At 66.6% G+C, this 23681-nt stretch carries 22 protein-coding genes; 1 reads left to right on the forward strand and 21 read right to left on the reverse strand.

Annotated elements, in window-relative coordinates:
- Positions 1-12: 12 nt before the first annotated feature.
- From hisF to AC1DKV_RS04295, 19 genes are all read right to left on the reverse strand, one after another.
- Complete coding sequence (gene hisF, locus AC1DKV_RS04205) at positions 13-783, reverse strand: imidazole glycerol phosphate synthase subunit HisF (protein ID WP_441618045.1); 771 nt, start codon at positions 781-783, stop codon at positions 13-15.
- 76 nt (positions 784-859) lie between these two features.
- Entirely contained in the window at positions 860-1606 is a 747-nt protein-coding gene (gene hisA / locus AC1DKV_RS04210) for a 1-(5-phosphoribosyl)-5-[(5-phosphoribosylamino)methylideneamino]imidazole-4-carboxamide isomerase (RefSeq protein WP_441618043.1), read from the reverse strand.
- A gap of 93 nt (positions 1607-1699) precedes the next feature.
- Positions 1700-2353: an imidazole glycerol phosphate synthase subunit HisH gene (gene hisH / locus AC1DKV_RS04215; protein ID WP_441618041.1), complete on the reverse strand. Its 654-nt coding sequence runs from the start codon at positions 2351-2353 to the stop codon at positions 1700-1702.
- Positions 2350-2973: a YchE family NAAT transporter gene (locus AC1DKV_RS04220; protein WP_441618039.1), complete on the reverse strand. Its 624-nt coding sequence runs from the start codon at positions 2971-2973 to the stop codon at positions 2350-2352. Before AC1DKV_RS04220 ends, hisH begins: the two co-directional genes overlap by 4 nt.
- A gap of 153 nt (positions 2974-3126) precedes the next feature.
- Positions 3127-3720: an imidazoleglycerol-phosphate dehydratase HisB gene (gene hisB / locus AC1DKV_RS04225; protein ID WP_441618037.1), complete on the reverse strand. Its 594-nt coding sequence runs from the start codon at positions 3718-3720 to the stop codon at positions 3127-3129.
- A gap of 4 nt (positions 3721-3724) precedes the next feature.
- The gene (gene hisC / locus AC1DKV_RS04230; RefSeq protein WP_441618035.1) at positions 3725-4825 is read right to left on the reverse strand and encodes a histidinol-phosphate transaminase; all 1101 of its coding nucleotides are present in this window, start codon (positions 4823-4825) and stop codon (positions 3725-3727) included.
- Between the two features lie 96 nt (positions 4826-4921).
- Entirely contained in the window at positions 4922-6259 is a 1338-nt protein-coding gene (hisD, locus tag AC1DKV_RS04235) for a histidinol dehydrogenase (protein ID WP_441618033.1), read from the reverse strand.
- 51 nt (positions 6260-6310) lie between these two features.
- Positions 6311-6973 (reverse strand): ATP phosphoribosyltransferase, encoded by a 663-nt coding sequence (gene hisG, locus AC1DKV_RS04240; protein ID WP_006159652.1) that lies wholly within the window; start codon positions 6971-6973, stop codon positions 6311-6313.
- Between the two features lie 50 nt (positions 6974-7023).
- Positions 7024-8274, reverse strand: coding sequence for a UDP-N-acetylglucosamine 1-carboxyvinyltransferase (gene murA, locus AC1DKV_RS04245; protein ID WP_441618031.1), 1251 nt, complete (start codon positions 8272-8274; stop codon positions 7024-7026).
- A 185-nt stretch (positions 8275-8459) separates the two neighbouring features.
- Positions 8460-8714, reverse strand: a complete 255-nt coding sequence (locus AC1DKV_RS04250; RefSeq protein ID WP_441643370.1) for a BolA family protein — start codon at positions 8712-8714, stop codon at positions 8460-8462.
- A gap of 68 nt (positions 8715-8782) precedes the next feature.
- Entirely contained in the window at positions 8783-9553 is a 771-nt protein-coding gene (locus tag AC1DKV_RS04255; RefSeq protein WP_441618174.1) for an ABC transporter permease, read from the reverse strand.
- Between the two features lie 56 nt (positions 9554-9609).
- Complete coding sequence (locus tag AC1DKV_RS04260; protein WP_441618027.1) at positions 9610-10560, reverse strand: ABC transporter ATP-binding protein; 951 nt, start codon at positions 10558-10560, stop codon at positions 9610-9612.
- Positions 10561-10812: 252 nt separating this feature from the next.
- Positions 10813-11226: an STAS domain-containing protein gene (locus tag AC1DKV_RS04265; RefSeq protein WP_441643371.1), complete on the reverse strand. Its 414-nt coding sequence runs from the start codon at positions 11224-11226 to the stop codon at positions 10813-10815.
- Between the two features lie 49 nt (positions 11227-11275).
- Positions 11276-11899 carry an MlaC/ttg2D family ABC transporter substrate-binding protein gene (locus tag AC1DKV_RS04270; protein ID WP_441618172.1) on the reverse strand — a complete coding sequence of 208 codons (624 nt, stop codon included), beginning with the start codon at positions 11897-11899 and terminating at the stop codon, positions 11276-11278.
- Between the two features lie 217 nt (positions 11900-12116).
- Positions 12117-12944: an MlaA family lipoprotein gene (locus AC1DKV_RS04275; RefSeq protein ID WP_441618023.1), complete on the reverse strand. Its 828-nt coding sequence runs from the start codon at positions 12942-12944 to the stop codon at positions 12117-12119.
- Positions 12941-13459: an outer membrane lipid asymmetry maintenance protein MlaD gene (gene mlaD / locus AC1DKV_RS04280; RefSeq protein ID WP_441618021.1), complete on the reverse strand. Its 519-nt coding sequence runs from the start codon at positions 13457-13459 to the stop codon at positions 12941-12943. Before mlaD ends, AC1DKV_RS04275 begins: the two co-directional genes overlap by 4 nt.
- A 49-nt stretch (positions 13460-13508) precedes the next feature.
- Complete coding sequence (mlaE, locus tag AC1DKV_RS04285) at positions 13509-14285, reverse strand: lipid asymmetry maintenance ABC transporter permease subunit MlaE (RefSeq protein WP_441618019.1); 777 nt, start codon at positions 14283-14285, stop codon at positions 13509-13511.
- Positions 14282-15103 (reverse strand): ABC transporter ATP-binding protein, encoded by an 822-nt coding sequence (locus AC1DKV_RS04290; RefSeq protein ID WP_441618017.1) that lies wholly within the window; start codon positions 15101-15103, stop codon positions 14282-14284. The genes mlaE and AC1DKV_RS04290 overlap by 4 nt, the downstream gene beginning before the upstream one ends.
- Positions 15104-15255: 152 nt before the next feature.
- Positions 15256-16293 carry a Bug family tripartite tricarboxylate transporter substrate binding protein gene (locus AC1DKV_RS04295; RefSeq protein WP_441618015.1) on the reverse strand — a complete coding sequence of 346 codons (1038 nt, stop codon included), beginning with the start codon at positions 16291-16293 and terminating at the stop codon, positions 15256-15258.
- 359 nt (positions 16294-16652) lie between these two features.
- Here AC1DKV_RS04295 and AC1DKV_RS04300 point away from each other — a divergent pair, with 359 nt between their 5' ends.
- Entirely contained in the window at positions 16653-17180 is a 528-nt protein-coding gene (locus AC1DKV_RS04300; protein ID WP_441618013.1) for a GNAT family N-acetyltransferase, read from the forward strand.
- A 94-nt stretch (positions 17181-17274) separates the two neighbouring features.
- Here AC1DKV_RS04300 and AC1DKV_RS04305 read toward each other — a convergent pair whose 3' ends face one another.
- The gene (locus tag AC1DKV_RS04305) at positions 17275-18738 is read right to left on the reverse strand and encodes a glutamate synthase subunit beta (protein WP_441618011.1); all 1464 of its coding nucleotides are present in this window, start codon (positions 18736-18738) and stop codon (positions 17275-17277) included.
- A 135-nt stretch (positions 18739-18873) separates the two neighbouring features.
- On the reverse strand, positions 18874-23649 hold the full coding sequence (locus AC1DKV_RS04310) for a glutamate synthase-related protein (RefSeq protein WP_441618009.1): 4776 nt from the start codon (positions 23647-23649) through the stop codon (positions 18874-18876).
- Positions 23650-23681: the final 32 nt, after the last annotated feature.

Below are 23681 nucleotides of genomic sequence, written 5' to 3' on the forward strand. Positions count from 1 at the left end.
GTGTTCCAGATTTCAGATCCGCACCGGAATGCCCTCGCGGGCCATGAATGCCTTTGCCTCGCCAACGGTGTGCTCGCCGTAGTGGAAGATGCTGGCGGCCAGTACCGCGTCGGCACGGCCCAGCTTGATGCCGTCGGCCAGGTCCTGCAGCCCGCCCACGCCGCCGGAGGCGATCACCGGGATCGATACGGCGTCGCTGACCGCGCGCGTGAGTTCCAGGTCGAAGCCGCTCTTGGTGCCGTCCCGGTCCATGCTGGTGAGCAGCAGTTCGCCCGCGCCGCGCGCGGCCATCTCGCGCGCCCATGCCACGGCGTCCAGTCCGGTGGCCTTGCGCCCGCCATGGGTGAAGACTTCCCAGCGCGCCGGCTCGCCTGGCGCCGAGCTGCGCTTGGCGTCGATCGCCACCACGATGCACTGCGAGCCGTAGCGCGCGGTGGCATCCGACACCAGCTGCGGGTTGGCGATGGCCGAGGAGTTGACGCTGATCTTGTCCGCGCCGGCATTGAGCAGGCGCCGCACGTCTTCCACGGCGCGCACGCCGCCGCCCACCGTCAGCGGGATAAAGACCTGGGAAGCAACCGCCTCGATGATGTGCAGGATCAGGTCGCGGCCGTCGCTGGTCGCGGTGATATCGAGAAATGTGATTTCATCGGCGCCTTGCTCGTCATAGCGGCGGGCGATCTCGACCGGGTCGCCCGCGTCGCGCAATTCGACGAAGTTGACACCCTTGACCACCCGCCCGTTGGTCACGTCGAGGCAGGGGATGATACGTTTGGCTAGCATGTGATTCCTTGCCCGCCACGGCGCCTGCACGTGCGGGCGCCGGTGGCTGCAATTGTCGCGCGGGAGGCGCGTTGTCTTACTGCTCGGCGCCGAGCTTGTCGGCAAGTGCCTGGGCTTCGGCGAAATTGAGATCGCCCGAATAGATCGCACGGCCGCAGATCACGCCTTCCACGCCATCCTTCTGGACACGGCACAGGCGTTCGATATCGGCAAGGTCGGACAGCCCGCCGCTGGCGATCACCGGAATCGTCGCCGACTGCGCCAGCTTGACAGTGGCATCGATGTTGATGCCCTGCAGCATGCCGTCGCGGCCGATATCGGTGTAGATGATGGCTTCCACGCCGTAGTCCTCGTACTTGCGCGCGAGGTCGGCGACTTCGTGGCCCGTCAGCTTGCTCCAGCCATCGGTGGCGACCTTGCCCTCGCGGGCGTCCAGGCCCACGATGATATGGCCGCCGAACGCCGTGCAGGCATCCTTGAGGAAGCCGGGATTCTTGACCGCGGCCGTGCCGATGATGACGTAGGACAAGCCGCCGTCGAGCCAGCGCTCGATGGTGTTCAGGTCGCGGATGCCGCCCCCCAGCTGGATCGGGATCTCATCGCCCACCTCGGCGATGATGGCCTTGATGGCAGCTTCATTGCGGGGCTTGCCCACGAACGCCCCATTGAGGTCGACCAGGTGAAGGCGCCGTGCGCCCTGATTCACCCAGTGACGTGCCATGGCGGCGGGATCTTCGGAAAAGACGGTGGCCTGGTCCATGTCGCCTTGTTTGAGGCGTACACATTGACCGTCCTTCAGGTCGATGGCCGGAATGAGCAACATAAGCGTGAAGAGCGTTTGATTGAAAGAGAAGAAAGATGAGCCTAGGCCAGCATGGCCGTTCGGCCCGGTCCCGGTAAAGTCACTATATGAGGATCAGGGATTCCAGTGCACGAAGTTCCGGTAGATCTGCAAGCCCATGGCGGCGCTTTTTTCAGGGTGGAACTGCGTAGCGAAAATATTATCGCGCGCCACCGCGCTCGTAAATACGACTCCGTACTCGGTCTCGCCGGCAATATGCGCCGGATCCTGCGCATGCACGAAATAGCTGTGCACGAAATAGAACCAGCTCTCGTCGGGTATCCCTGCCCACAACGGATGAGAGCGGGCCTGCCGCACGCGGTTCCAGCCCATCTGCGGCACCTTGAAGCGCGAGCCGTCCGGCTGGGTCATCCCCTCCAGTTCGAAGCGGATCACCTCGCCGGGCAACAGGCCCAGGCACGGGGTGCTGCCGCCGGCCGTCCTACTTTCCTTGCTCAGGTCGAACAGCATCTGTTCGCCAACGCACACTCCCAGCAGCGGCTTGCTGGCGGCGGCCTCGATCACGGCCTCCTGCAAACCCGATGCGCCGAGCGCGGCCATGCAGTCCGGCATGGCTCCCTGGCCCGGCAGCACCACGCGGTCCGCCGCGCGGATCGCCGCGGGGCGGTCCACCACCTGCACATCCGCCTCCGGCGCCGCGGCACGCAAGGCCTGCGCCACCGAGCGCAGGTTGCCCATGCCGTAATCCACAATTGCTATGGTAGTCATGATTTCAAAACAGGCAACAATGTCTTCAGCCCGTCCACAATGAATTCTACGGCCAGCGCCGACAGGATCAGGCCCATCAGCCGCGTGCCGATATTGATGCCGGTGCGCCCGATCACGCGGGCAATCGGGTCAGCGGCGCGGAACGTCATATATACCACTGCGCCGAGCGCCAGTCCGATCCCGACCAGGATCAGCAACTGGTACCAGTGCTGCGTCTTGCCAGCGTAGACGATTACCGTGCTGATCGAACCGGGTCCGGTCAGCAGCGGCAGCGCCAGCGGCACCACCGCGACGCTGGCCTTGGCTTCGGCTTCATCTTCCTCCTCCGGCGTCGCCTTGGTGCGGCCGGTCTGGGCATTGAGCATGTTCATGGCCATCATGATCATGATCAGGCCGCCGCCCACCTGCAGCGAAGCCACCGAGATATTGAAGAACTCGATGATCTGCTGGCCCAGCAAGGCGGAGATACCCACCACGATCGCCACCGAAATGGACGCGATCTTGATGGTGTGCAGCTTTTCCTGCTCGGTCTGCTGGTTGGTCAGGCTGATAAAGAACGGAATCGCCCCGATCGGGTTGATCAGCGCCAGCAGCGAGATGAACGACTTGAGCGTATCCATCGGGTTGGGCCTGGGCCGTTGGTCTGGCGTGAATGGCGCACGGATATCGTACGCGTCTCGCGCCAAGGTCTGCATCGGGTACCGCGTTGACCGGAGGTTATCGCAGGCAACGCTTAGCTTGCCGGCGCGCGCGGGTGGCGGCGCCGGCCGGATTCAGCCTACCAGGGTGCCCTTGGTCGACGGGATTGTATTGCCCGCGCGCGGGTCCATCTCCACCGCCATGCGCAGTGCGCGGCCGAACGCCTTGAACACGGTCTCGCACTGGTGGTGGGCATTGATGCCGCGCAGATTGTCGATATGCAACGTGACCGCGGCATGGTTGACGAAGCCGCGGAAGAACTCGATGGTGAGGTCCACGTCGAAGCTGCCCACGCGCGCGCGGGTGAACGGCACGTGGAACTCCAGGCCGGGGCGGCCGGAGAAATCGATCACCACGCGCGACAGGCATTCGTCCAGCGGCACGTAGCTGTGGCCGTAGCGGGTGATGCCCTTCTTGTCGCCGATGGCCTTGGCGACGGCCTGGCCAAGCGCGATGCCGACGTCTTCCACCGTGTGGTGGTCGTCGATATGGGTATCGCCGGTGGCTTCGACTTCGAGGTCGAACATGCCATGGCGGGCAATCTGGTCCAGCATGTGGTCGAGGAACGGCACGCCGGACGCCAGCTTCTGGCGGCCGGTGCCGTCGAGATTCAGGGAAACGCGGATCTGCGTTTCCGAAGTATTGCGGGTGACCTCTGCAACACGCATGGTGTTAATCCTGCAACGCCGCGGCAAAGGCGGCGAGAAATTGCGCGTTCTCTTCGGGAGTGCTGACCGTGACGCGCAGACAATTGGCCAGCAACGGGTGCATTTTACCCACGTTCTTGATCAAAACCTTGCGTGCGAGCACGCCTTCGAACACCCGCGCGGCGTCGGGCACGCGCACCAGCAGGAAATTGGCGTCGCTGGGGAACACCGTCACCCCGGGCATGGCGGCCAGCGCGGCGGCCACGGTGGTGCGTTCGGCGCGCAGCTGCGCGGCCTGCTGGTCGAGCACGTCCACGTGCTCCAGCACGAACAGCGCCGTGGCCTCGGTCAGCACGTTGACGTTGTACGGCGGGCGCACCTTGTCGAACTGCGACAGCCATGCCGGTGCGCCTGCCAGGTAGCCCAGGCGGATGCCGGCCAGGCCCAGCTTGGATACCGTGCGCATCACCAGCAGGTTGCCGAACTCGGCCAGGCGCGGCATCCAGGTGTCCTGCGCGAACGGCTGGTAGGCCTCGTCCACCACCACCAGGCTGTGGCTGACCTCCCCCTGCGCGGCACGCACGATGGCTTCCATGTCGGATGCATCGAACAGGTTGCCGGTCGGATTGTTCGGGTAAGCCAGGTAGACAATGGCGGGCTGGTGCTCGGCCATGGCCGCCAGCATGGCGGCGCGGTCCAGCGTGAAGTCCGCGTTGAGCGGCACCCCGACGAACTCGAGCCCGGCGAACTGCGCCGACATGGCATACATGACGAAGCCCGGCACCGGCGCCAGCACCTTGGCGCCGGGCCTGGCCACGGCCAGCGCGAGGATGCTGATGAGCTCGTCCGAGCCGTTGCCCAGCAGCACGTCCATGCCGGCCGGCACCTGCATCACCGTCTTCAGGCGCGCGCGCAGCGCTTCGCTGCTGGGCACCGGATAGCGGTTCAGCGCCACCTCGGCCAGGCGCGCGGCCAGCTGCCCGCGCAATGCGTCGGGCAGGGTGTAGGGGTTCTCCATGGCGTCCAGCTTCACCAGACCGTGCGAATCCGCCACATGGTAGGCGCCCATGGCGCGTACGTCGTCACGGATGATGCGTTCGATCAGGGAAGGCTGCACGGCTGACATTGGATTTACCTCTGAGTGAGTGTCGGTGAAACGGTTGGTGGCTGCGGGTGGCCGGCGGCGGGCATCCCGCCCGCCGGCCACCCGGCCTCAGTTACCTCAGTTGCGCCTGAGGCGGTACTCCGCGCTGCGCGCGTGGGCCTGCAGCCCTTCGCCGTAGGCCAGTTCGGCGGCGATCTGGCCGAGCATCTGCGCGCCGTGCTCGCTCACCTCGATCAGGCTCGAGCGCTTCTGGAAGTCGTATACGCCCAGCGGCGACGAGAAACGCGCGGTGCGCGAGGTGGGCAGCACATGGTTGGGGCCGGCGCAGTAGTCGCCCAGCGATTCGCTGGTGTAGCGCCCCAGGAAGATGGCGCCGGCGTGGCGGATCCGCTCGGCCCAGTGGCGCGGGTTCTCGGCGGAAATCTCGAGGTGCTCGGGCGCGATCGCGTTGGCGATCTCGCAGGCCTCGTCCATGTCGCGCACGCGGATCAGCGCGCCACGCCCGGTCAGCGATGCCCGGATGACATCGCGGCGCGGCATGCTGTCGAGCTGGCGGCGGATGCTCAGCTCCACTTCGGCCAGGTAGTTGGCGTCCGGGCACAGCAGGATGGACTGCGCCAGTTCGTCGTGCTCGGCCTGCGAGAACAGGTCCATCGCCACCCAGTCCGGGTCGGTGGTGCCGTCGCAGATCACGAGGATTTCGGACGGGCCGGCAATCATGTCGATGCCGACGGTGCCGAACACGCGGCGCTTGGCGGCGGCCACGTAGGCGTTGCCCGGCCCGACGATCTTGTCTACCTGCGGCAGCGCGGCGGTGCCGTAGGCCAGCGCCCCCACCGCCTGCGCGCCACCGATGGTGAACACACGGTCCACCCCGGCGATCTGCGCCGCGGCCAGCACCAGTTCGTTGCGCACGCCGCCCGGCGTGGGCACCACCATGATCACTTCCTTGACGCCGGCCACGCGCGCCGGAATCGCGTTCATCAGCACGGACGAGGGGTAGGCAGCCTTGCCGCCCGGCACATAGATGCCGACGCGGTCCAGCGGCGTCACCTTCTGTCCCAGCACGGTGCCATCCGACTCGGTGTACTCCCAGCTATGGCTGCCGCACTCGATCTTCTGCTTCTCGTGGTAGCCGCGCACGCGTGCCGCCGCGGCCTCCAGCGCCGCGCGGCGCTTGGGCTCGAGCTCTTCGAGTGCGGCTTCCAGCTCGGCCTGCGAGATTTCCAGCGCGGCCATCGAAGCGGCTTCGACGCGGTCGAAGCGCTGCGTGTATTCCAGCACCGCGGGGTCGCCGCGGTCCTTCACGTCGGCCAGGATCTGCGCGACGGCGCGCTCGATGGCTTCGTCCTCGCCCGCCTCGAAGGCCAGCACCTGGCGCAGTTCGGTGGCGAAGCCCGGCTCGGTCGAATCCAGCCGGCGGATTACCAGGTTTTCCATAGCGTTCTCGTTCATGACTCCATTCCCCGGGTCCATGCCCTAGTCCTTTCCATGCCGCTCACAGCCTCAGGCCAGCGCGGCGGAGGCCCGCTCAAACGCGTCGAGGATCGGGGCCAGCCGCTCGCGCTTGAGCTTCAGGGCAGCCTGGTTGACCACCAGGCGCGACGAGATCTGCGCGATCTCCTCCACTTCGACCAGGTTGTTGGCACGCAAGGTCCCGCCGGTGCTGACCAGGTCGACGATGGCGTCGGCCAGCCCCACCAGCGGCCCGAGTTCCATCGAGCCATACAGCTTGATCAGGTCCACGTGCACGCCCTTCTTGGCGAAGTGCTCGCGCGCGGTCTGCACATACTTGGTCGCCACGGCCAGCCGCGCGCCCTGGCGCACCGCACTGGCGTAGTCGAAGCCGGCCGAGGTCGCCACCGACATGCGGCACTTGGCGATATTCAGGTCGATCGGCGCGTAGAGCCCGGCCATGCCGTGCTCCATCAGCACATCCTTGCCCGCCACGCCAAAATCGGCCGCGCCGTACTGCACGTAGGTCGGCACGTCGGAGGCGCGCACGATGATGACGCGCACGTCCGGATCGGACGTGGGCAGGATCAGCTTGCGGGAAGTTTCCGGATCCTCGGTCACGTGGATGCCGGCCGCCTCGAGCAAGGGCATGGTTTCGGTGAAGATCCGGCCCTTGGAAAGGGCCAGCGTCAACTGGGTCGGGGAGGGGCTCATCTGTGTCCTTGTTCTGGCTCTCTTGTCGGGCGCGTGGCGTGCGCTTGCGCTCAGGCGATGCGGCGGATCTTGGCGCCCACCGCCGACAGCTTGTCTTCCATGCGGTCGTAGCCGCGGTCGAGGTGATAGATGCGGTCGATCACGGTCTCGCCCTCGGCCACCAGGCCGGCGATCACCAGGCTGGCGGAAGCGCGCAGATCGGTGGCCATCACCTTGGCGCCCGACAGCCTGGGCACGCCGGTGACCACCGCGGTATTGCCTTCGACCGCGATGTCGGCGCCGAGCCGGCCCAGCTCCTGCACGTGCATGAAGCGGTTTTCGAAAATGGTCTCGGTGATGCGCGCGACGCCGCCAGCGATGCTGTTGAGCGCCATGAACTGCGCCTGCATGTCGGTGGGGAACGCCGGATACTCGGCGGTGCGGAAGCTCACCGACTGCGGGCGCTGACCCATCCGCAGGCGAATCCAGTCCTCGCCGGTCTCGATGGCGGCGCCCGTTTCGCGCAGCTTGTCCAGCACGGTGTCGAGGATGCCCGGCGAGACGCCGCGCAGCACCACGTCGCCCAGCGTGGCCGCGGCCGCGCACAGGAAGGTGCCGGCCTCGATGCGGTCGGCGATCACCGAATGGCTGGCGCCGTGCAGGCGCTCCACGCCCTGCACCACCAGGCGGTCGGTGCCGATGCCTTCGATGCGGGCGCCCATCTTGACCAGCAGGCGCGCCAGGTCGGTCACTTCCGGTTCGCGCGCGGCATTCTCCAGCACGGTCTCGCCTTCGGCCAGGGTGGCGGCCATCAGCAGGTTCTCGGTGCCGGTCACGGTAATCATGTCGGTCACCACGCGTGCGCCCTTCAGGCGCCTGGCGCGGGCGTGGATGAAGCCATGCTCGATGGTGATCTCGGCGCCCATGGCCTGCAGGCCCTTGATGTGCTGGTCGACCGGGCGCGCGCCGATGGCGCAGCCGCCGGGGAGCGAGACGCGCGCCTCGCCGAAGCGCGCCACCAGCGGACCGAGCACCAGGATCGAGGCGCGCATGGTCTTCACCAGTTCGTACGGCGCTTCGGGCGAATTGACGTCAGCGCCGTTCAGGGTGACGCGCGCGCCGTCCTGCTCGGCCTTCACGCCCATCTGGCGCAGCAGCTTGAGCGTGGTGCGTACGTCCTGCAGGTTAGGCACGTTGTCGAGCGATACGGTGTCGGCCGCCAGCAAGCCCGCGCACAGGATCGGCAGCGCGGCATTCTTGGCGCCCGAGACGCGGATCTCGCCTCGCAGCGGGCCATTGCCCTGAATCTCGAGTTTGTCCATCTTTTCTCGTTTCTGGCCGGTGCACAACACAAGCTGGCGTCCGGCGTCGTTCGTCACGTTCCGTTGCAGCGCGCCAAGGCGCACGGCCACGGGATCTGGTACCCGCGGGCCGCCCGCGCCGGGCGGCCCTGTTTGTCACGTCCGGCCTGTCGGGCGGCCAGCTTGTCTGTGCGGTGGACGCGGCCTTACTTGGCCTCGCCCGCCTGCGCCTGCCATTCGGCCGGCGTCAGCGTCTTCATCGAGAGCGCGTGGATCTCTGCGCGCATGCGGTCGCCCAGCGCGGCGTAGACCTGCTGGTGCCGCTGGATCAGGCGCTTGCCGTCGAACTGGGCGCTGACGATGGTGGCGAAGAAGTGCTGGCCGTCGCCCTCCACTTCGAGGTGTTCGCAGGACAGCCCCTGGGCGATGTAGTCCCTGACTTGTTGCGGTGTAGGCAGCATGATGTGTATTGGCGTTGGTTCGCGTGCGGGTCCGTGGCGGGTCGGCGTCAGGCGGCGTTCAGTGGCGTTCAGTGGCGCAGCTTGTAGCCGCTCTTGAGCATCCGCAGCGCAATGGCCGCGAGCACCACGAAGGCGGTGCCCACCACCGCCAGGCTGAAGGTCGGCGCAATGTCGGAGACGCCGAAGAAGCCGTAGCGGAAACCGTCGATCATGTAGAAGAACGGGTTGGCGTGCGACACCGCCTGCCAGAACGGAGGCAGCGAGTGAATGGAATAGAACACGCCGGACAGGAAGGTGGCCGGCATGATCAGGAAATTCTGGAAGGCCGCGAGCTGGTCGAACTTCTCGGCCCAGATGCCCGCGATCAGCCCCAGCGTGCCGAGGATCGCCGCACCCAGCAGCGCGAACACCACGATCCAGCCGATATTGGCGAAATGCAGGTTGGCGAACCACGCCGTCACCAGCAGCACGCCCAGGCCCACGGCCAGGCCGCGCACGATCGACGCCACCACGTAGGCGCCGAACATCTCCCAGTGCGACAGCGGCGGCAGCATGATGAACACCAGGTTGCCGGTGATCTTGGACTGGATCAGCGAGGACGAACTGTTGGCGAACGCGTTCTGCAGCACGCTCATCATCACCAGGCCCGGCACCAGGAAGGCGGTGTAGCTGATCTGGTCGTACACCTTCACGCGGTTCTCCAGCACATGGCCGAAGATCAGCAGGTACAGGATCGCCGTGAGCACCGGCGCGGCCACGGTCTGGAAGCTGACCTTCCAGAAACGCAGCACTTCCTTGTAGAGCAGCGTGCGGAAGCCCACCAGGCCACCCACCGCCATCGGCGTCAGGTGCGCGTTGATGGCGTCCCGCCCGCCGTCGAATTCGGTCGGCATCTTCATGCTGCGGCCTCCACTGCCGTATCCGGCAGCGCACCCGGCATATGGCCTTCGCGTCGCATGATCTGCACGAACACGTCTTCCAGGTCTGCCTTGTTGATTTCCATGTCTTCGATCTCGCAGCCAGCTTCGCGGCAGGCGGCCAGGATGGGCTCGACCGCCGGATAACCCGACAGCCGCAGCCGCACCGCGCGCTCGCCCGGATTGGCGGGCATGCGCAGCGGCTCGAGCGCGGCCGGCAGCGTGCCCCTGGACAGCGTCAGCGCCAGTTGCAGCCCGGCGAACTGGTTCAGCAGGTTGCTGGTGCGGTCCAGCGCCACCACCTCGCCGAACTTCAGCATGGCGATGCGGTCGCACAGCGCCTCGGCCTCTTCCAGGTAGTGCGTGGTGAGGATGATGGTGTGGCCTTCGCGGTTCAGCCGCGAAATGAACTTCCACAGCGTCTGGCGCAGCTCCACGTCCACCCCGGCGGTCGGCTCGTCGAGCACGATCACGGGCGGGCGGTGCACCAGCGCCTGCGCCACCAGCACGCGGCGCTTCATGCCGCCGGAGAGCTGGCGCATATTGCTGTCGGCCTTGTTGGTGAGATCCAGGTTGGCCATGATCTCGTCGATCCAGTCGTCGTTGCGGGTCAGGCCGAAATAGCCCGACTGCAGGCGCAGCGTCTCGCGCACCGTGAAGAATGGATCGAAGACCAGCTCCTGTGGCACCACGCCCAGCATGCGGCGCGCCAGGCGGTAGTCGGATACCACGTCGTGGCCAAGCACGCTGACGCTGCCCGAATCGGCGCGATTCAGCCCGGCGAGAATGGAAATCAGCGTGGTCTTGCCCGCGCCATTGGGGCCGAGCAGGCCGAAGAATTCTCCGCGCTCGACAGTGAAGCTGACGCCCTTGAGCGCCTGCAGGTTGCGGTAGCGCTTGCGAACGTCGGTGAGTTCGATGGCTTTCATGGCCGGATACTGTTTGGCAGGCGCTGCGGGCTGTCGGCTCGCGCGCCGGCCTCCTTGAAATGGCGGGGACCGCCTGGGTGCTTCGACCGGTTCTTGCGTCTGCTCCGGGCCTTTTGCGCCGGAACGGTCGAACAACCCGGAATTATAGGGGATGCGGGGGCAGTCCCGCTCTGAGCACGAGGCGTGGCGGCTGCCATCGCCCGGGCATCGCAGTGGCAGGTGCCGCCTCGGCGGCCTGCCATGGATGCCGGTTCAATGTCGGTGGGAAGCGGTGTGCGGCGCGCCGGCGCCGGCCTGGGGCGCCAGTTCCAGCAAGGAATCGACGCCGTACAGCGCGGCCAGCTGGGCCAGCTGCGGCGGTACGCCGACAAAGGACAGCGCCTGGCCGCGGCCGGCGGCGTCGCGCTGCCACGCCAGCAACACGGCCACTGCGGCGGAATCGACCTGCGTCAGCGCGCTGCAATCCACCCTGGCCTCGCCCTGGGCCAGGCGAGCCAGTCCGTCACGCAGCACGGTGGCGGCGTTCCGGTTGGTCAGCGAGGTGTCGAGCGAGAGCATCTGGCAGGATTCGGGATGTCGGCGGTCGAAGCGGTATGCGCGCTTCCGGCGTGGAAAAACGCGCCCGCCGGTCGGACGGGAGCGTTCATTGTAAAACACTTCGCCCACTCATGCTGCGCCGCAACCTGCCATTTGCGCAGGCTGCAAGGCGCGCATCTCAGTTCTTCGCGTTGGCCAGCTGGCGATTGCGGTCCTGCAGCGTCTTGATCACGCCGTCCACGCCCTGCTGGCCGACGATGGTGTTGAAGCTGCCCTTGTAGGCCTCGGTCAGCCAGGCACCCAGCACATTGATGTCATAGACCTTCCAGCCCTGCGGCGTCTTCTCGAGGCGGTAGTCCAGCTGGATCGGCTCGCCCTTGTTGATGACCTGGGTGCGGATGGTGGCGTCGGTGTCGTCCGCCGTGCCGCGGTACGGGCGGAACTGCACCTGTTGGTCCCGGATCTGCGCGATCGCGCCCGAGTAGGTACGGATCAGCAGGGTCTTGAATTCGTCAGTGATCTGCTTTTGCTGCTCCGGCGAGGCCTTGGACCAGTTGCGGCCCATGGCGATCTGCGTCGTCCTCTGGAAATCCGCGTTGGGCAGGATCTTTTGTTCAACCAGCGCGGAGATCTTGCCGATATTGCCGGCCTGCATGTCCTTGTCCGTCTTGACAGTCGCCATCACGTCGTTGACCACGGCCTTGACGAGGCCATCGGGTGTGCTGGCATCCTGCGTCTGGGCATGGGCAGCCCCGGCAAAGGCAGCTACGGCGAGAAAAGGCAGCAACAGTCGCTTGATCATCATCTTCGTCCTTCCTTATCAAATCAAACGCAAGAATCGCCGCGGCGCGGCAACCTGCGCAATCCGGCTTCAAGTGCCGGTAGTGGCCCTGCCCCGGTTGGAGCGAGGCGGGCCGGGGGAGTTCGTGACACCAGAGCTTCCGGCGCCACATTCAAACAATTTGTTGCAGCGCTCACAGCCGCGTCACGTCGTCACGCGCCGGCGAGCGGGTAGCGGCTCAGCGGCCGAAGCGGATGCCCCCCGGCATCTGCACGGGCGGCGTAGGCAACGACTGATTTTCCTGCTGGGAGTCGGCCGGTGGCGCCGAAGGCTCGCCCTCCTCTTCGCTTTGCGGAGGATTGCCGTCGTAGATCTGGTACTCGCGGCGCTGCAGGTAAGCGTCGCGCAGGAAAGTGTACTTGTCGAGCGCGGCCTCTTCGATCAGGTTGGATGCGCCCAGCAGCGAAGCGCGCGTGCTGACGATGCGCACCCCGGTCAGCGTATTGCGCGCCCACACCGGATCCAGATAGGCCAGCGGGTCCATCTGGCGGTCCACCAGCATGCCGACGGTATCGCGCACCGTGCTCGGCCCGAACAGCGGCAGCACCAGGTATGGGCCGGAAGGCACGCCCCACACGCCGAGGGTCTGGCCGAAATCTTCCTTGTATTTCGGCAGGCCGGCCGGCGTGGCGATGTCGATCAGGCCGCCGAGGCCCAGCACGCTGTTGATCGCCACGCGCATGGTGTCTTCCGCGGCGCGCGCGGGCTTGCCCTGCAGCAGGTTGTTGACGGCGGAGTAGACGTCGCTGACGTTGGAGAACGCGTTGTCGATGGCGGTGCGCACCGGCGACGGGATGAAGTCGGCGTAGAGCTGGCCGACCGGCTTGAGCACGCCCTTGTCAAAGTCTTCGTTGATGCGCGAGACCTCGCGGTTGAAGGGCTCGATAGGGTCCTTCGGGTTCGCTGTCGGGCCCGTCGCGCACCCCGCCATCAACAAGGCGGCCGCAGCCGCCGTCAACCACTTCTGTCCCCCGCGCCACCACGCAGGGACACCTTTGCCACTCATTTCAACCCCCCTGCGGGGGCGCTGGCCGCACTCCCGCCCGCGTTGTTGCCACCGGCACCTGCGTCCGCGGCCTTGTTATACAGGAACTGCCCGATCAGGTTTTCCAGCACCACGGCAGACTGCGTCATGGTGATGCGCGCGCCCTCGGCCAGCATGGCCGTGTCGCCGCCCGCCTCGAGGCCGATGTACTGCTCGCCCAGCAAGCCCGAGGTGAGGATCTTGGCCGAGGTGTCCTTGGGAAACTGGTAGCGCTTTTCCAGGTTCATCAACACGGTGGCCTGGTAGGTCTTGTCGTCGAAGCGGATGTCCACCACACGGCCCACCACCACCCCGGCGCTCTTGACCGGCGCGCGCGGCTTGAGGCCGCCGATGTTGTCGAAGCGCGCCTGCACGGCGTAAGTGTCCTGGAACGACAGCGAGCTCATATTGCCGGCCTTCAGCGCCAGGAACAGCAGCGCGACAAAGCCCGCCACCACAAACAGACCAACCCAGAAATCGAGGGTATTTCTTTTCATCTCTCGTCTCTTCTTCAAGTACAGCGCCCTCGGCAATGGCCGTGGCGGCTCAGCTGAACATCAGCGCGGTCAGCAGGAAATCCAGTGCCAGCACGGCCAGCGAGGCAATCACCACGGTACGCGTGGTGGCGCGCGACACGCCTTCCGGCGTGGGCTTGGCCTCGTAGCCCTGGTACAACGCTATAAACGTCACCGCGATGCCAAAAATGAAGCTCTTGATCACACCATTGAGCACATCGGCACGCACATCCACGCCGCCCTGCATCTGCGACCAGAACGCGCCGGCATCCACGCCGATCATCTGCACGCCGACCACATAGCCGCCCAGGATGCCCACCGCGCTGAAAATCGCGGCCAGTACCGGCATGGCCACCACGCCGGCCCAGAAGCGCGGCGCGATGACGCGCTGGAGCGGATTCACCGCCATCATCTCCATCGCGGTGAGTTGTTCGCCGGCCTTCATCAAGCCGATTTCGGCAGTCAGCGAAGTGCCGGCGCGCCCGGCGAACAGCAACGCGGTCACCACCGGCCCCAGTTCGCGCACCAGCGACAACGCCACCAGCAGCCCGAGCGCCTGCTCGGAGCCGTAGCGGTTGAGCGTGTAGTAGCCCTGCAAACCCAGTACGAAACCGACAAACAGCCCCGATACGGCAATGATCACCAGCGACAGGTTGCCGACGAAAAAGATCTGGTCGCTCACCAGGCGAAAGCGCCGCAGCAGCGCCGGCGACATGGCCAGCACCGTGAAGAACATGCGCGTGGCGTGGCCCAGCCCGCCCACGGACTTCCGCACGGCGGCGCCGATATTCGTGAAGAATCCCATCATCGGGCGGCCCCGCTGGTGAAGTCATCGGCCAGCGAAGGCCCGGGATAGTGGAACGGCACCGGGCCGTCGGCCTCGGCATGGACGAACTGGTGCACGAAGGGATCGGTCGAGGCGCGCAGCGCGTCCGGCTCGCCTTCGGCGGCGATGCGGCCGTTGGCGATGAAATAGACGTAGTCCGCGATCTGGAAGGTCTCGTTGACGTCGTGCGAGACGATGATGCTGGTGGCGCCGAGCGCGTCGTTCAGGCTGCGGATCAGGCGTGCCGTCAGGCCCAGCGAGATCGGGTCGAGCCCGGCGAAGGGCTCGTCGTACATCAACAGGGCGGGATCGAGCGCGATCGCTCGCGCCAGCGCCACCCGGCGCGCCATGCCGCCGGAGATCTCGGAGGGCATCAGGTCGCGCGCGCCGCGCAGGCCGACCGCGTTGAGCTTCATGAGCACAAGGTCGCGGATCATCGACTCGGGCAGGTCGGTATGTTCGCGCAAAGGGAAGGCAACGTTGTCGAATACCGTCAGATCGGTGAACAACGCGCCGAACTGAAACAGCATGCCCATCTGGCGGCGCACCGCGTACAGGCCGTTGCGGTCAAGCGCGGGGATATTGGCACCGTTGAAGAGGATTTCACCCTTCTGGGGCCGCACCTGGCCGCCGATCAGGCGCATCACGGTGGTCTTGCCGCAGCCGGAGCCGCCCATCACGGCCACTACCTTGCCGCGCGGGAAGCGCATGCTGAGGCCCGACAGAATAGGCGTGCCGCCCGCCGCATAGGCGAAGTCGACAGCGTTGATCTCGACGAGGTTTGAGGCGGATTCGGTCACGTTTGCACCGTTTTGGCAGTCCGCCATTATAAGGGCTACTACCTAGCACTGCCCGGGCCGGTGTGGCGCAATCCACATCCATTGACCGCAAATAATTGTTTCATCACTTTTTGCGGTTAAAGCAATGTTCGAGACACTTTCGACGGGACGATCTAGGGCTCCGTCGGTCCGCCCGCCTGCCGCAGGATCACCTGCCACTGGATCGACTCCGAACGGATGGCGGTGGCAAACGCTTCCGGCGAATCCCGCAACGGGGTCAGCCCCGCCGCCAGCAGGCGGTCCCGGACCTCGCGCTCGGCCATCACGGCGTCCAGTTCGTCGGCGAGTCGCGCGACGATGGCGTGCGGCGTCTTGGCCGGCGCCATCACGCCGAACCAGGCCCCGGCGCCATAGCCATCGAGGCCGGACTCCTGCAACGTGGGCACGGCCGGCGCCAGTTGCGAGCGCGCCATGCCCGTCACGCCCAGCAGGCGCAGGTTGCCATTCCGGATATGGGCTTGCACGGCGGCAAAAGAGCAGAAACAGGCACTGACGCGGCCAGCCAGCATTTCCTGCACCACCGCGCCCTCCCCCTTGGCCGTCACCAGCGGCACGCCGTTCGGCACGCCGTGCACGGCGTATTCCGCGTACAGGTGGGAAGGGCTGCCGGCCTGCCCGGAGCCGTAGCTATAGGACGCGGGGCTGGCCTTGACCGCGCTCAGCCACTGCTGCGCCGTGCGCATCGGCAGGCGCGCGTCGATCACCAGGAACAACGGCATGGTGGCCACCCGCGCGACCGGGGTGAAATCGCGCACCACATCGTAGGGCACCGGCTCCAGGCCCGGCTGGATCAGCATGGTGGCCTGGTGGAACAACAATGTATGGCCATCGGAACTGGCCTTGGCGACCAGGTCGCCGGCCGTGGTGCCGCCAGCGCCGGGCCGGTTGTCGACATCGACCGGCACGCCCAGGCGCACCGACAGCCGCTCGGCCAGCATGCGCGCCACGGCGTCCGGCACGCCGCCCGCCGGGAACGGCACGACCAGGCGCACCGGGCGCACGGGAAAGGAGATCGGTCGGGTGAAGGCAGCGGGCGTGGCGGACGGCGGCGGGACTGCCGGCCGCGCCAGGCAGAGGCCGGCGGCGCCGGACAACAGCCCGCCCAGGCAAAGCGCCAGGACGCGCGCGGCGAAGCGCTGCAGGGCCGGCACGCGCCGCGCCGGCAAAGAGGGCACAGCGGCCCCGGCGCGCAAGCTGTGCCGGAGGTGCTGCAGACAGGCCGGCCATGCGGCGGGGTGAAGCAACTTCGCCTTACCTCGCCAAAGCCGCGGAAAAATGCGCACTTCGGACATCAATTCCTCCGAGCCACGGGCGTTGCCGGTGACATATGGGTCGGCTGAAAAGGGGATGAGCGAGGCAGTCTTTGTTCTAATTGTTCGGTTCATTCTACGAACAATGCCCTGGGCCGCACAGACCACGTTAACCATAGCCGGGACAACCCTGTGCGCGTCCCGCGGACCCGCGCCGTCAGCGGGAATCCGGGCAGGGACGCCGTCTATAATCGCCCGCCATGAACGAAATGATCCTGCGGCCGATGAGGGCCGCCGACCTGCCCGCGGTGCTGGAAATCCAGGCGCTGTGCTATCGCGGCGCGTTGCACGAATCCCGCGCGGCACTGGCCAGCCGGCTGGCACTGTCGCCGGCCACGTGCTGGGTGGCGGCGTCAGCGGACCGGCAGGAAGCGCCGGCCGCCTACCTGTTGACGCATGCGTGGCCGCAGGACAGCCTGCCGCCGCTGGACGGCATGCTGGCAAGGCACTGGGAAGACGGCGGACTGACCTGGTTCGTGCACGACATGGCGGTGGCGCCGGCGGGCCAGGGACACGGCCTGGCGCAGCGGCTCTACCAGGCGGCACGCGCTGCGGCGCTCGATGCCGGACTGCGCTCTTCGCGGCTGGTGGCCGTGCAATCGGCCGCTGCCTGGTGGGCGCGACTCGGCTACCGGCAACTGGCACCGGCGAGCGCCGCGCTGTCCGCCAAACTGGCCGCCTATGGCGACGACGCGGTATTGATGGGCTGCACGCTGCCGCCCCGCTGACCGCCGGGCCGGCCCAGCACATAAAAAACCCGCCCGGCTTGCGCGGGGCGGGTTGTTGCCGGCTGCCAGCCGGCGCGTCAGAGCCTTCGCGGACTCAGCGCGGCAGTTCGGAGTGTCCCATCAGGAACGCATCCACCGAGCGCGCAGCCTGGCGGCCTTCGCGGATGGCCCACACCACCAGCGACTGGCCACGGCGCACGTCGCCGGCGGCGAACACCTTCGCCACGTTGGTGTGGTAGGCGCGCTCGCCTTCGGTCGAAGCGCGGGCGTTCTTGCGTGCGTCGGTGTCCACGCCGAAGGCGGAGAGCAGCGAACCCACCGGGTTGGTGAAGCCCATCGCCAGCAGGACGAGGTCGGCCTTGAGGATGAACTCGCTGCCGGGCACTTCCTGCATCTTGCCGTCCTTCCACTCGACGCGGCAGGCCTTCAGCGCGGTGATCTTGCCATTCTCGCCGACGAATTCCTTGGTCGCCACCGACCAGTCACGCTCGCACCCTTCGTCGTGCGACGACGAGGTGCGCAGCTTGATCGGCCAGTACGGCCACACCAGCGGCTTGTTCTCTTCTTCCGGCGGCTGCGGCAGCAGCTCGAACTGGATGATCGATTCGGCGCCGTGGCGGTTCGAGGTGCCGACGCAGTCCGAACCCGTATCGCCGCCGCCGATCACGATCACGTGCTTGCCGTCGGCGCGCATCGGGTTGGGCGCGTCACCGGCGACTTCCTTGTTCTGCGGGATCAGGAATTCGAGCGCGTAGTGGATGCCGTCCAGGTCGCGGCCCGGCACCGGCAGGTCGCGCGGCACTTCCGAGCCGCCGGCCAGCACGACAGCGTCGAACTGGTCCTGCAGCGCCTGCGCCGAAATGGTTTCACGCGCGTAGTTCAGGATGCCGGCCGGCAGTTCGCCGTCGGTCACCATCACGCCGGCGCGGAAGGTCACGCCTTCGGCCTGCATCTGCTCGATGCGGCGGTCGATCAGCGTCTTCTCCATCTTGAAGTCGGGGATGCCGTAGCGCAGCAGGCCGCCGATGCGGTCGTTCTTCTCGAACACGGTCACGTCGTGGCCGGCGCGCGCCAGTTGCTGGGCGGCAGCCATGCCGGCGGGGCCGGAGCCGACCACGGCCACGGTCTTGCCGGTCTTGTGCCTGGGCGCCTGCGGCGCGACCCAGCCTTCTTCCCAGGCCTTGTCGATGATCGCGTGCTCGATCGACTTGATGCCGACCGGCAGTTCGTTGATGCCCAGCGTGCAGGCCGCTTCGCACGGTGCCGGGCAGATGCGGCCGGTGAACTCGGGGAAGTTGTTGGTCTGGTGCAGCACTTCGATCGCCGACTTCCAGTCCTGGCGGTACACCAGGTCGTTGAAGTCAGGAATGATGTTGTTGACCGGGCAGCCGTTATTGCAGAACGGGATGCCGCAGTCCATGCAGCGCGCGCCCTGGATCTTCGCTTCGCTGTCGGACAGCGCGAAGACGAATTCCTTGTAGTGCTTCACGCGCTTGGTTACGGGCTCGTAACCTTCGTTCTGGCGCGGAAATTCGAGAAAGCCAGTCGCCTTACCCATGTTGCGTCCTTGGTCTTGCTGCGCGGCACCGGCGCATGCGCCGGCCCCGCTGTGAGGTCAGTATCTTGTGAGCCGGCGGCGCAGAGAGCGCCGCCGCCCATGCTTGGTCGGGCCCGCGGGCCCCGCCTGTCTAGCTCAGGCCGCGATGGCTTCGCGGTCGCTGTCGCGGGCTTCCTGTTCCTTCGCGTACATCTCGCCCAGGGCGCGCTTGTACTCGGTCGGGAAGACCTTCACGAACTTGCGGCGCGTCGTGGTCCAGTCGGCCAGCAGTTCCTTGGCGCGTTCCGAGCCGGTGAAGCGGAAGTGCTGCTCGATCAGGCCCTTGAGGATGGCCTCGTCGAGCTGGCGCTTGCCGCCGACCTTGTGCCAGGAAGCGGGCGACTGGCCCTTCTCCTGGTCCGCGGAGGCCAGCACGGCTTCGAGCGCGACCATCGAGGTGTTGCAGCGCTTGTCGAACAGGCCGTCCTCGTCGTAGACGTAGGCCACGCCGCCCGACATGCCGGCCGCGAAGTTGCGCCCGGTGCCGCCCAGTACCACCACGGTGCCGCCGGTCATGTATTCGCAGCCATGGTCGCCGGTGCCTTCCACCACGGCGGCGGCACCCGAGTTGCGCACCGCGAAGCGCTCGCCGGCCACGCCGTTGAAGAACGCTTCGCCGGCGATGGCGCCGTACAGCACCGTATTGCCCACGATGATGTTGCGGGTGGGGTCGCCGCGGAACTCGTGCGGAGCGCGCACGATCACGCGGCCGCCCGACAGGCCCTTGCCCACGTAGTCGTTGCCGTCGCCCACCAGGTCCAGCGTCACGCCGTGCGCGAGGAAGGCGCCGAAGGACTGGCCGGCGGTGCCTTGCAGCTGGATGTGGATGGTGTCGTCGGGCAGGCCTTCATGGCCGTACTGCTTGGCCACCACGCCCGACAGCATCGCGCCGACGGTACGGTTGACGTTCTTCACCGGCTGGATGAACGACACGCGCTCACCCTTGTCGATGGCCGGGCGCGCCTTGGCGATCAGCACGTGGTCCAGCGCCTTGCCGGCCTCGAGCGACAGGCCGTGGTCCTGGCTGTCGGTGTGGAAGCGCGGCAGCTCGGCGGGGAACGGCGCCTGGTAGAACACGCGGGCGAAGTCGAGGCCGCGTGCCTTCCAGTGTTCGATGCCGGGCTTGGTGTCGAGCAGGTCGGCGCGGCCGATCAGCTCGTCGAAGGTGCGGATGCCCAGTTGCGCCATGATCTCGCGGGCTTCTTCGGCGATGAAGAAGAAGAAGTTCACCACGTGCTCGGGCTTGCCCTGGAATTTCTTGCGCAGCGCCGGATCCTGCGTGGCCACGCCCACCGGGCAGGTGTTCAGGTGGCACTTGCGCATCATGATGCAGCCTTCGGCCACCAGCGGCGCGGTGGCGAAGCCGAACTCGTCGGCGCCCAGCAGCGCGCCGATCACCACGTCGCGGCCGGTCTTCATCTGGCCGTCGGCCTGCACGCGGATGCGGTTGCGCAGGCCATTGAGCATCAGGGTCTGCTGGGTTTCGGCCAGGCCGAGTTCCCACGGCGTGCCGGCATGCTTGATCGACGACAGCGGCGAGGCGCCGGTGCCGCCGTCATGACCGGCGATCACCACGTGGTCGGCCTTGGCCTTGGCCACGCCGGCAGCGACGGTGCCCACGCCCACTTCGGACACGAGCTTGACCGAGATGTCGGACGCCGGGTTGACGTTCTTCAGGTCGTGGATCAGCTGTGCCAGATCCTCGATCGAGTAGATGTCATGGTGCGGCGGCGGCGAGATCAGGCCGACGCCCGGCACCGAGTAACGCAGCTTGCCGATGTAGTCCGAGACCTTGTGGCCAGGCAGCTGGCCGCCTTCGCCGGGCTTGGCGCCCTGCGCCATCTTGATCTGGATCTGGTCGGCCGAAGCCAGGTATTCGGCGGTCACGCCGAAACGGCCCGAGGCGACCTGCTTGATCTTCGAGCGCAGCGAATCGCCCGCCTGCAGTTCCAGGTCGCGCACCACGGCTTCCGGTCCCAGCAGCGACTGCATCGTATCGCCCTGCTTGATGGGGATGCCGCGCAGTTCGTTGCGGTAGCGCTTCTCGTCCTCGCCGCCTTCGCCGGTGTTGGACTTGCCGCCGATGCGGTTCATCGCGACGGCCAGCGTGGCGTGGGCTTCGGTGGAGATCGAGCCCAGCGACATGGCGCCGGTGGCGAAGCGCTTGACGATTTCCTTGGCGGGTTCCACTTCCTCGAGCGGAATCGCGCGGGTCGGATCGACCTTGAACTCGAACAGGCCGCGCAGCGTCATGTGGCGACGGCTCTGGTCGTTGATGATGTTGGCGTATTCCTTGTACGTCTGGTACGCGCCGCGGCCGTCGTCGGCACGCACCGCGTGCTGCAGCTTGGCCACCGAATCCGGGGTCCACATATGCTCTTCGCCGCGGATGCGGTAGGCGTACTCGCCGCCGGTCTCGAGCATGGTGTCCAGCACCGGGTTGTCGCCGAAGGCGTCCTGGTGCAGGCGCAGCGCTTCCTCGGCCACTTCGAAGATGCCGATGCCTTCGACGTTCGACGCGGTGCCGTGGAAGTACTTCTGCACGAGTTCGCGCGACAGGCCGATGGCTTCGAAGATCTGCGCGCCGGTGTACGACATGTAGGTGGAGATGCCCATCTTGGACATCACCTTCTGCAGGCCCTTGCCGATCGCCTTGACGAAGTTCTTGACCGCCTTCTCGGGCGAGAGGTCGCCGGACAGGCCTTGCGCCATGTCGGCCAGCGTCTCCATCGCCAGGTACGGGTGCACGGCTTCGGCGCCGTAGCCGGCCAGCAGGGCGAAGTGATGCACTTCGCGCGCGGTGCCGGTTTCCACCACCAGGCCGGCCGAGGTGCGCAGGCCCTTCTCCACCAGGTGGTGGTGGATGGCCGAGGTCGCCAGCAGCGCGGGGATGGCCACGTGCTCCGCATCGACGCGGCGGTCCGACACGATCAGGATGTTGTAGCCCGAACGCACGGCATCCACGGCTTCCGCGCACAGCGAGGCCAGGCGGGCTTCGATGCCTTCCTTGCCCCATGCCTGCGGATAGCAGATGTTCAGTTCATACGTACGGAACTTGCCGCCGGTGTAGTGCTCGATGTTGCGGATCTTGGCGATGTCCTTGAAGTCCAGCACGGGCTGGGACACTTCGAGGCGCATCGGCGGGTTGATGTTGTTGAGTTCGAGCAGGTTCGGCTTCGGGCCGATGAACGACACCAGCGACATCACCATGTTCTCGCGGATCGGGTCGATCGGCGGGTTGGTGACCTGGGCGAACAGCTGCTTGAAGTAGTGGTACAGCGTCTTGTTCTTGGACGAGAGCACGGCCAGCGGGCTGTCGTTGCCCATCGAGCCGGTGGCTTCCTCGCCGGACAGCGCCATCGGCGCCATCAGGAACTTGACGTCTTCCTGCGTGTAGCCGAAGGCTTGCTGGCGGTCCAGCAGGCGCGCGTCGGGCTTCTTCTCGGCGGCCACGTCCTCGGGCTTGGCGTCGAGCTCGTCGAGCTTGATGCGCACGGCGTCGATCCAGCTCTTGTAGGGCTTGGCGTTGGCCAGGTTGTCCTTGAGCTCCTTGTCGTCGATGATGCGGCCCTGCTCCATGTCGATCAGGAACATCTTGCCCGGCTGCAGGCGCCATTTCTGCACGATGCGCGACTCGGGGAACGGCAGCACGCCGGCTTCCGAAGCCAGCACCACGACGTCGTCCTCGGTCACGTAGAAACGTGCCGGGCGCAGGCCGTTGCGGTCCAGCGTGGCGCCGATCTGGCGGCCGTCGGTGAAGCAGATCGCGGCGGGGCCGTCCCACGGCTCCATCATGGCGGCGTGGTATTCGTAGAACGCGCGGCGGTTGTCGTCCATCAGCGTGTGCTGTTCCCAGGCTTCCGGGATCATCATCATCATCGCGTGGACGAGCGGGTAGCCCGCCATCGTCAGCAGTTCGAGGCAGTTGTCGAACGAAGCGGTGTCCGACTGGCCGGGATAGATCAGCGGCCACAGCTTGGGCAGGTCGTCGCCCAGCACCGGCGACGAGATCGCGCCGGTTCGCGCGTTGACCCAGTTGACGTTGCCCTTGACCGTGTTGATTTCGCCGTTGTGGGCGACCATGCGGTAGGGGTGGGCCAGTTCCCAGGCCGGGAAGGTGTTGGTGGAGAAGCGCTGGTGCACCAGGGCCAGGGCCGAGACGGCGCGCGGGTCCTGCAGGTCGAGGTAGTACTCGCCGACCTGGTTGGCCAGCAGCAGGCCCTTGTACACCACCGTGCGCGCCGACATCGACGGCACGAAGTATTCCTTGCCGTGCTTGAGCTTGAGCGCCTGGATGGCGTGGCTGGCGGTCTTGCGGATCACGTAGAGCTTACGTTCCAGCGCGTCCGTGGTCATGATGTCGCGGCCGCGCCCGATGAAGATCTGGCGGATCACCGGTTCCGTGGTGCGCACGGTCGGCGACATCGGCATATTGCAATCCACCGGCACATCGCGCCAGCCGAGCACGACCTGGCCTTCCAGGCGCACGGTGCGCTCGAGCTCCTGCTCGCAGGCCAGGCGCGAAGCGTGTTCCTTCGGCAGGAAGATCATGCCCACGCCGTACTCGCCCGACGGCGGCAGGGTCACGCCCTGCTTGGCCATCTCTTCGCGGTAGAACTGGTCGGGGACCTGGATCAGGATGCCGGCACCGTCGCCCATCAGCGCATCGGCGCCGACCGCGCCGCGGTGGTCCAGGTTTTCCAGGATCTTCAGGCCTTGCTGGACAATCTCGTGGCTCTTCTTGCCCTTGATATGGGCGACCATGCCGACGCCGCATGCGTCTTTTTCATTGGCGGGGTCGTACATGCCCTGGGCTTGCGGAAGCGAGGTGGGCGCGTGCGCGGCGACGGCAGACTCTGCGGCCTGCGCCATCGTTTGCTTCGGTTGGGATTGCGATTGGTCCA

The sequence above is a fragment of the Cupriavidus sp. 05T41 genome (assembly GCF_056396525.1).

What these genes read in the sequence shown, in the direction of transcription:
- hisF (WP_441618045.1), bottom strand. Translation starts at nt 783, where the DNA reads ATGCTAGCCAAACGTATCATCCCCTGCCTCGACGTGACCAACGGGCGG.
- hisA (WP_441618043.1), bottom strand. Translation starts at nt 1,606, where the DNA reads ATGTTGCTCATTCCGGCCATCGACCTGAAGGACGGTCAATGTGTACGC.
- hisH (WP_441618041.1), bottom strand. Translation starts at nt 2,353, where the DNA reads ATGACTACCATAGCAATTGTGGATTACGGCATGGGCAACCTGCGCTCG.
- AC1DKV_RS04220 (WP_441618039.1), bottom strand. Translation starts at nt 2,973, where the DNA reads ATGGATACGCTCAAGTCGTTCATCTCGCTGCTGGCGCTGATCAACCCG.
- hisB (WP_441618037.1), bottom strand. Translation starts at nt 3,720, where the DNA reads ATGCGTGTTGCAGAGGTCACCCGCAATACTTCGGAAACGCAGATCCGC.
- hisC (WP_441618035.1), bottom strand. Translation starts at nt 4,825, where the DNA reads ATGTCAGCCGTGCAGCCTTCCCTGATCGAACGCATCATCCGTGACGAC.
- hisD (WP_441618033.1), bottom strand. Translation starts at nt 6,259, where the DNA reads ATGAACGAGAACGCTATGGAAAACCTGGTAATCCGCCGGCTGGATTCG.
- hisG (WP_006159652.1), bottom strand. Translation starts at nt 6,973, where the DNA reads ATGAGCCCCTCCCCGACCCAGTTGACGCTGGCCCTTTCCAAGGGCCGG.
- murA (WP_441618031.1), bottom strand. Translation starts at nt 8,274, where the DNA reads ATGGACAAACTCGAGATTCAGGGCAATGGCCCGCTGCGAGGCGAGATC.
- AC1DKV_RS04250 (WP_441643370.1), bottom strand. Translation starts at nt 8,714, where the DNA reads ATGCTGCCTACACCGCAACAAGTCAGGGACTACATCGCCCAGGGGCTG.
- AC1DKV_RS04255 (WP_441618174.1), bottom strand. Translation starts at nt 9,553, where the DNA reads ATGGCGGTGGGTGGCCTGGTGGGCTTCCGCACGCTGCTCTACAAGGAA.
- AC1DKV_RS04260 (WP_441618027.1), bottom strand. Translation starts at nt 10,560, where the DNA reads ATGAAAGCCATCGAACTCACCGACGTTCGCAAGCGCTACCGCAACCTG.
- AC1DKV_RS04270 (WP_441618172.1), bottom strand. Translation starts at nt 11,899, where the DNA reads ATGATCAAGCGACTGTTGCTGCCTTTTCTCGCCGTAGCTGCCTTTGCC.
- AC1DKV_RS04275 (WP_441618023.1), bottom strand. Translation starts at nt 12,944, where the DNA reads ATGAGTGGCAAAGGTGTCCCTGCGTGGTGGCGCGGGGGACAGAAGTGG.
- mlaD (WP_441618021.1), bottom strand. Translation starts at nt 13,459, where the DNA reads ATGAAAAGAAATACCCTCGATTTCTGGGTTGGTCTGTTTGTGGTGGCG.
- mlaE (WP_441618019.1), bottom strand. Translation starts at nt 14,285, where the DNA reads ATGATGGGATTCTTCACGAATATCGGCGCCGCCGTGCGGAAGTCCGTG.
- AC1DKV_RS04300 (WP_441618013.1), top strand. Translation starts at nt 16,653, where the DNA reads ATGAACGAAATGATCCTGCGGCCGATGAGGGCCGCCGACCTGCCCGCG.
- AC1DKV_RS04305 (WP_441618011.1), bottom strand. Translation starts at nt 18,738, where the DNA reads ATGGGTAAGGCGACTGGCTTTCTCGAATTTCCGCGCCAGAACGAAGGT.
- AC1DKV_RS04310 (WP_441618009.1), bottom strand. Translation starts at nt 23,649, where the DNA reads ATGGCGCAGGCCGCAGAGTCTGCCGTCGCCGCGCACGCGCCCACCTCG.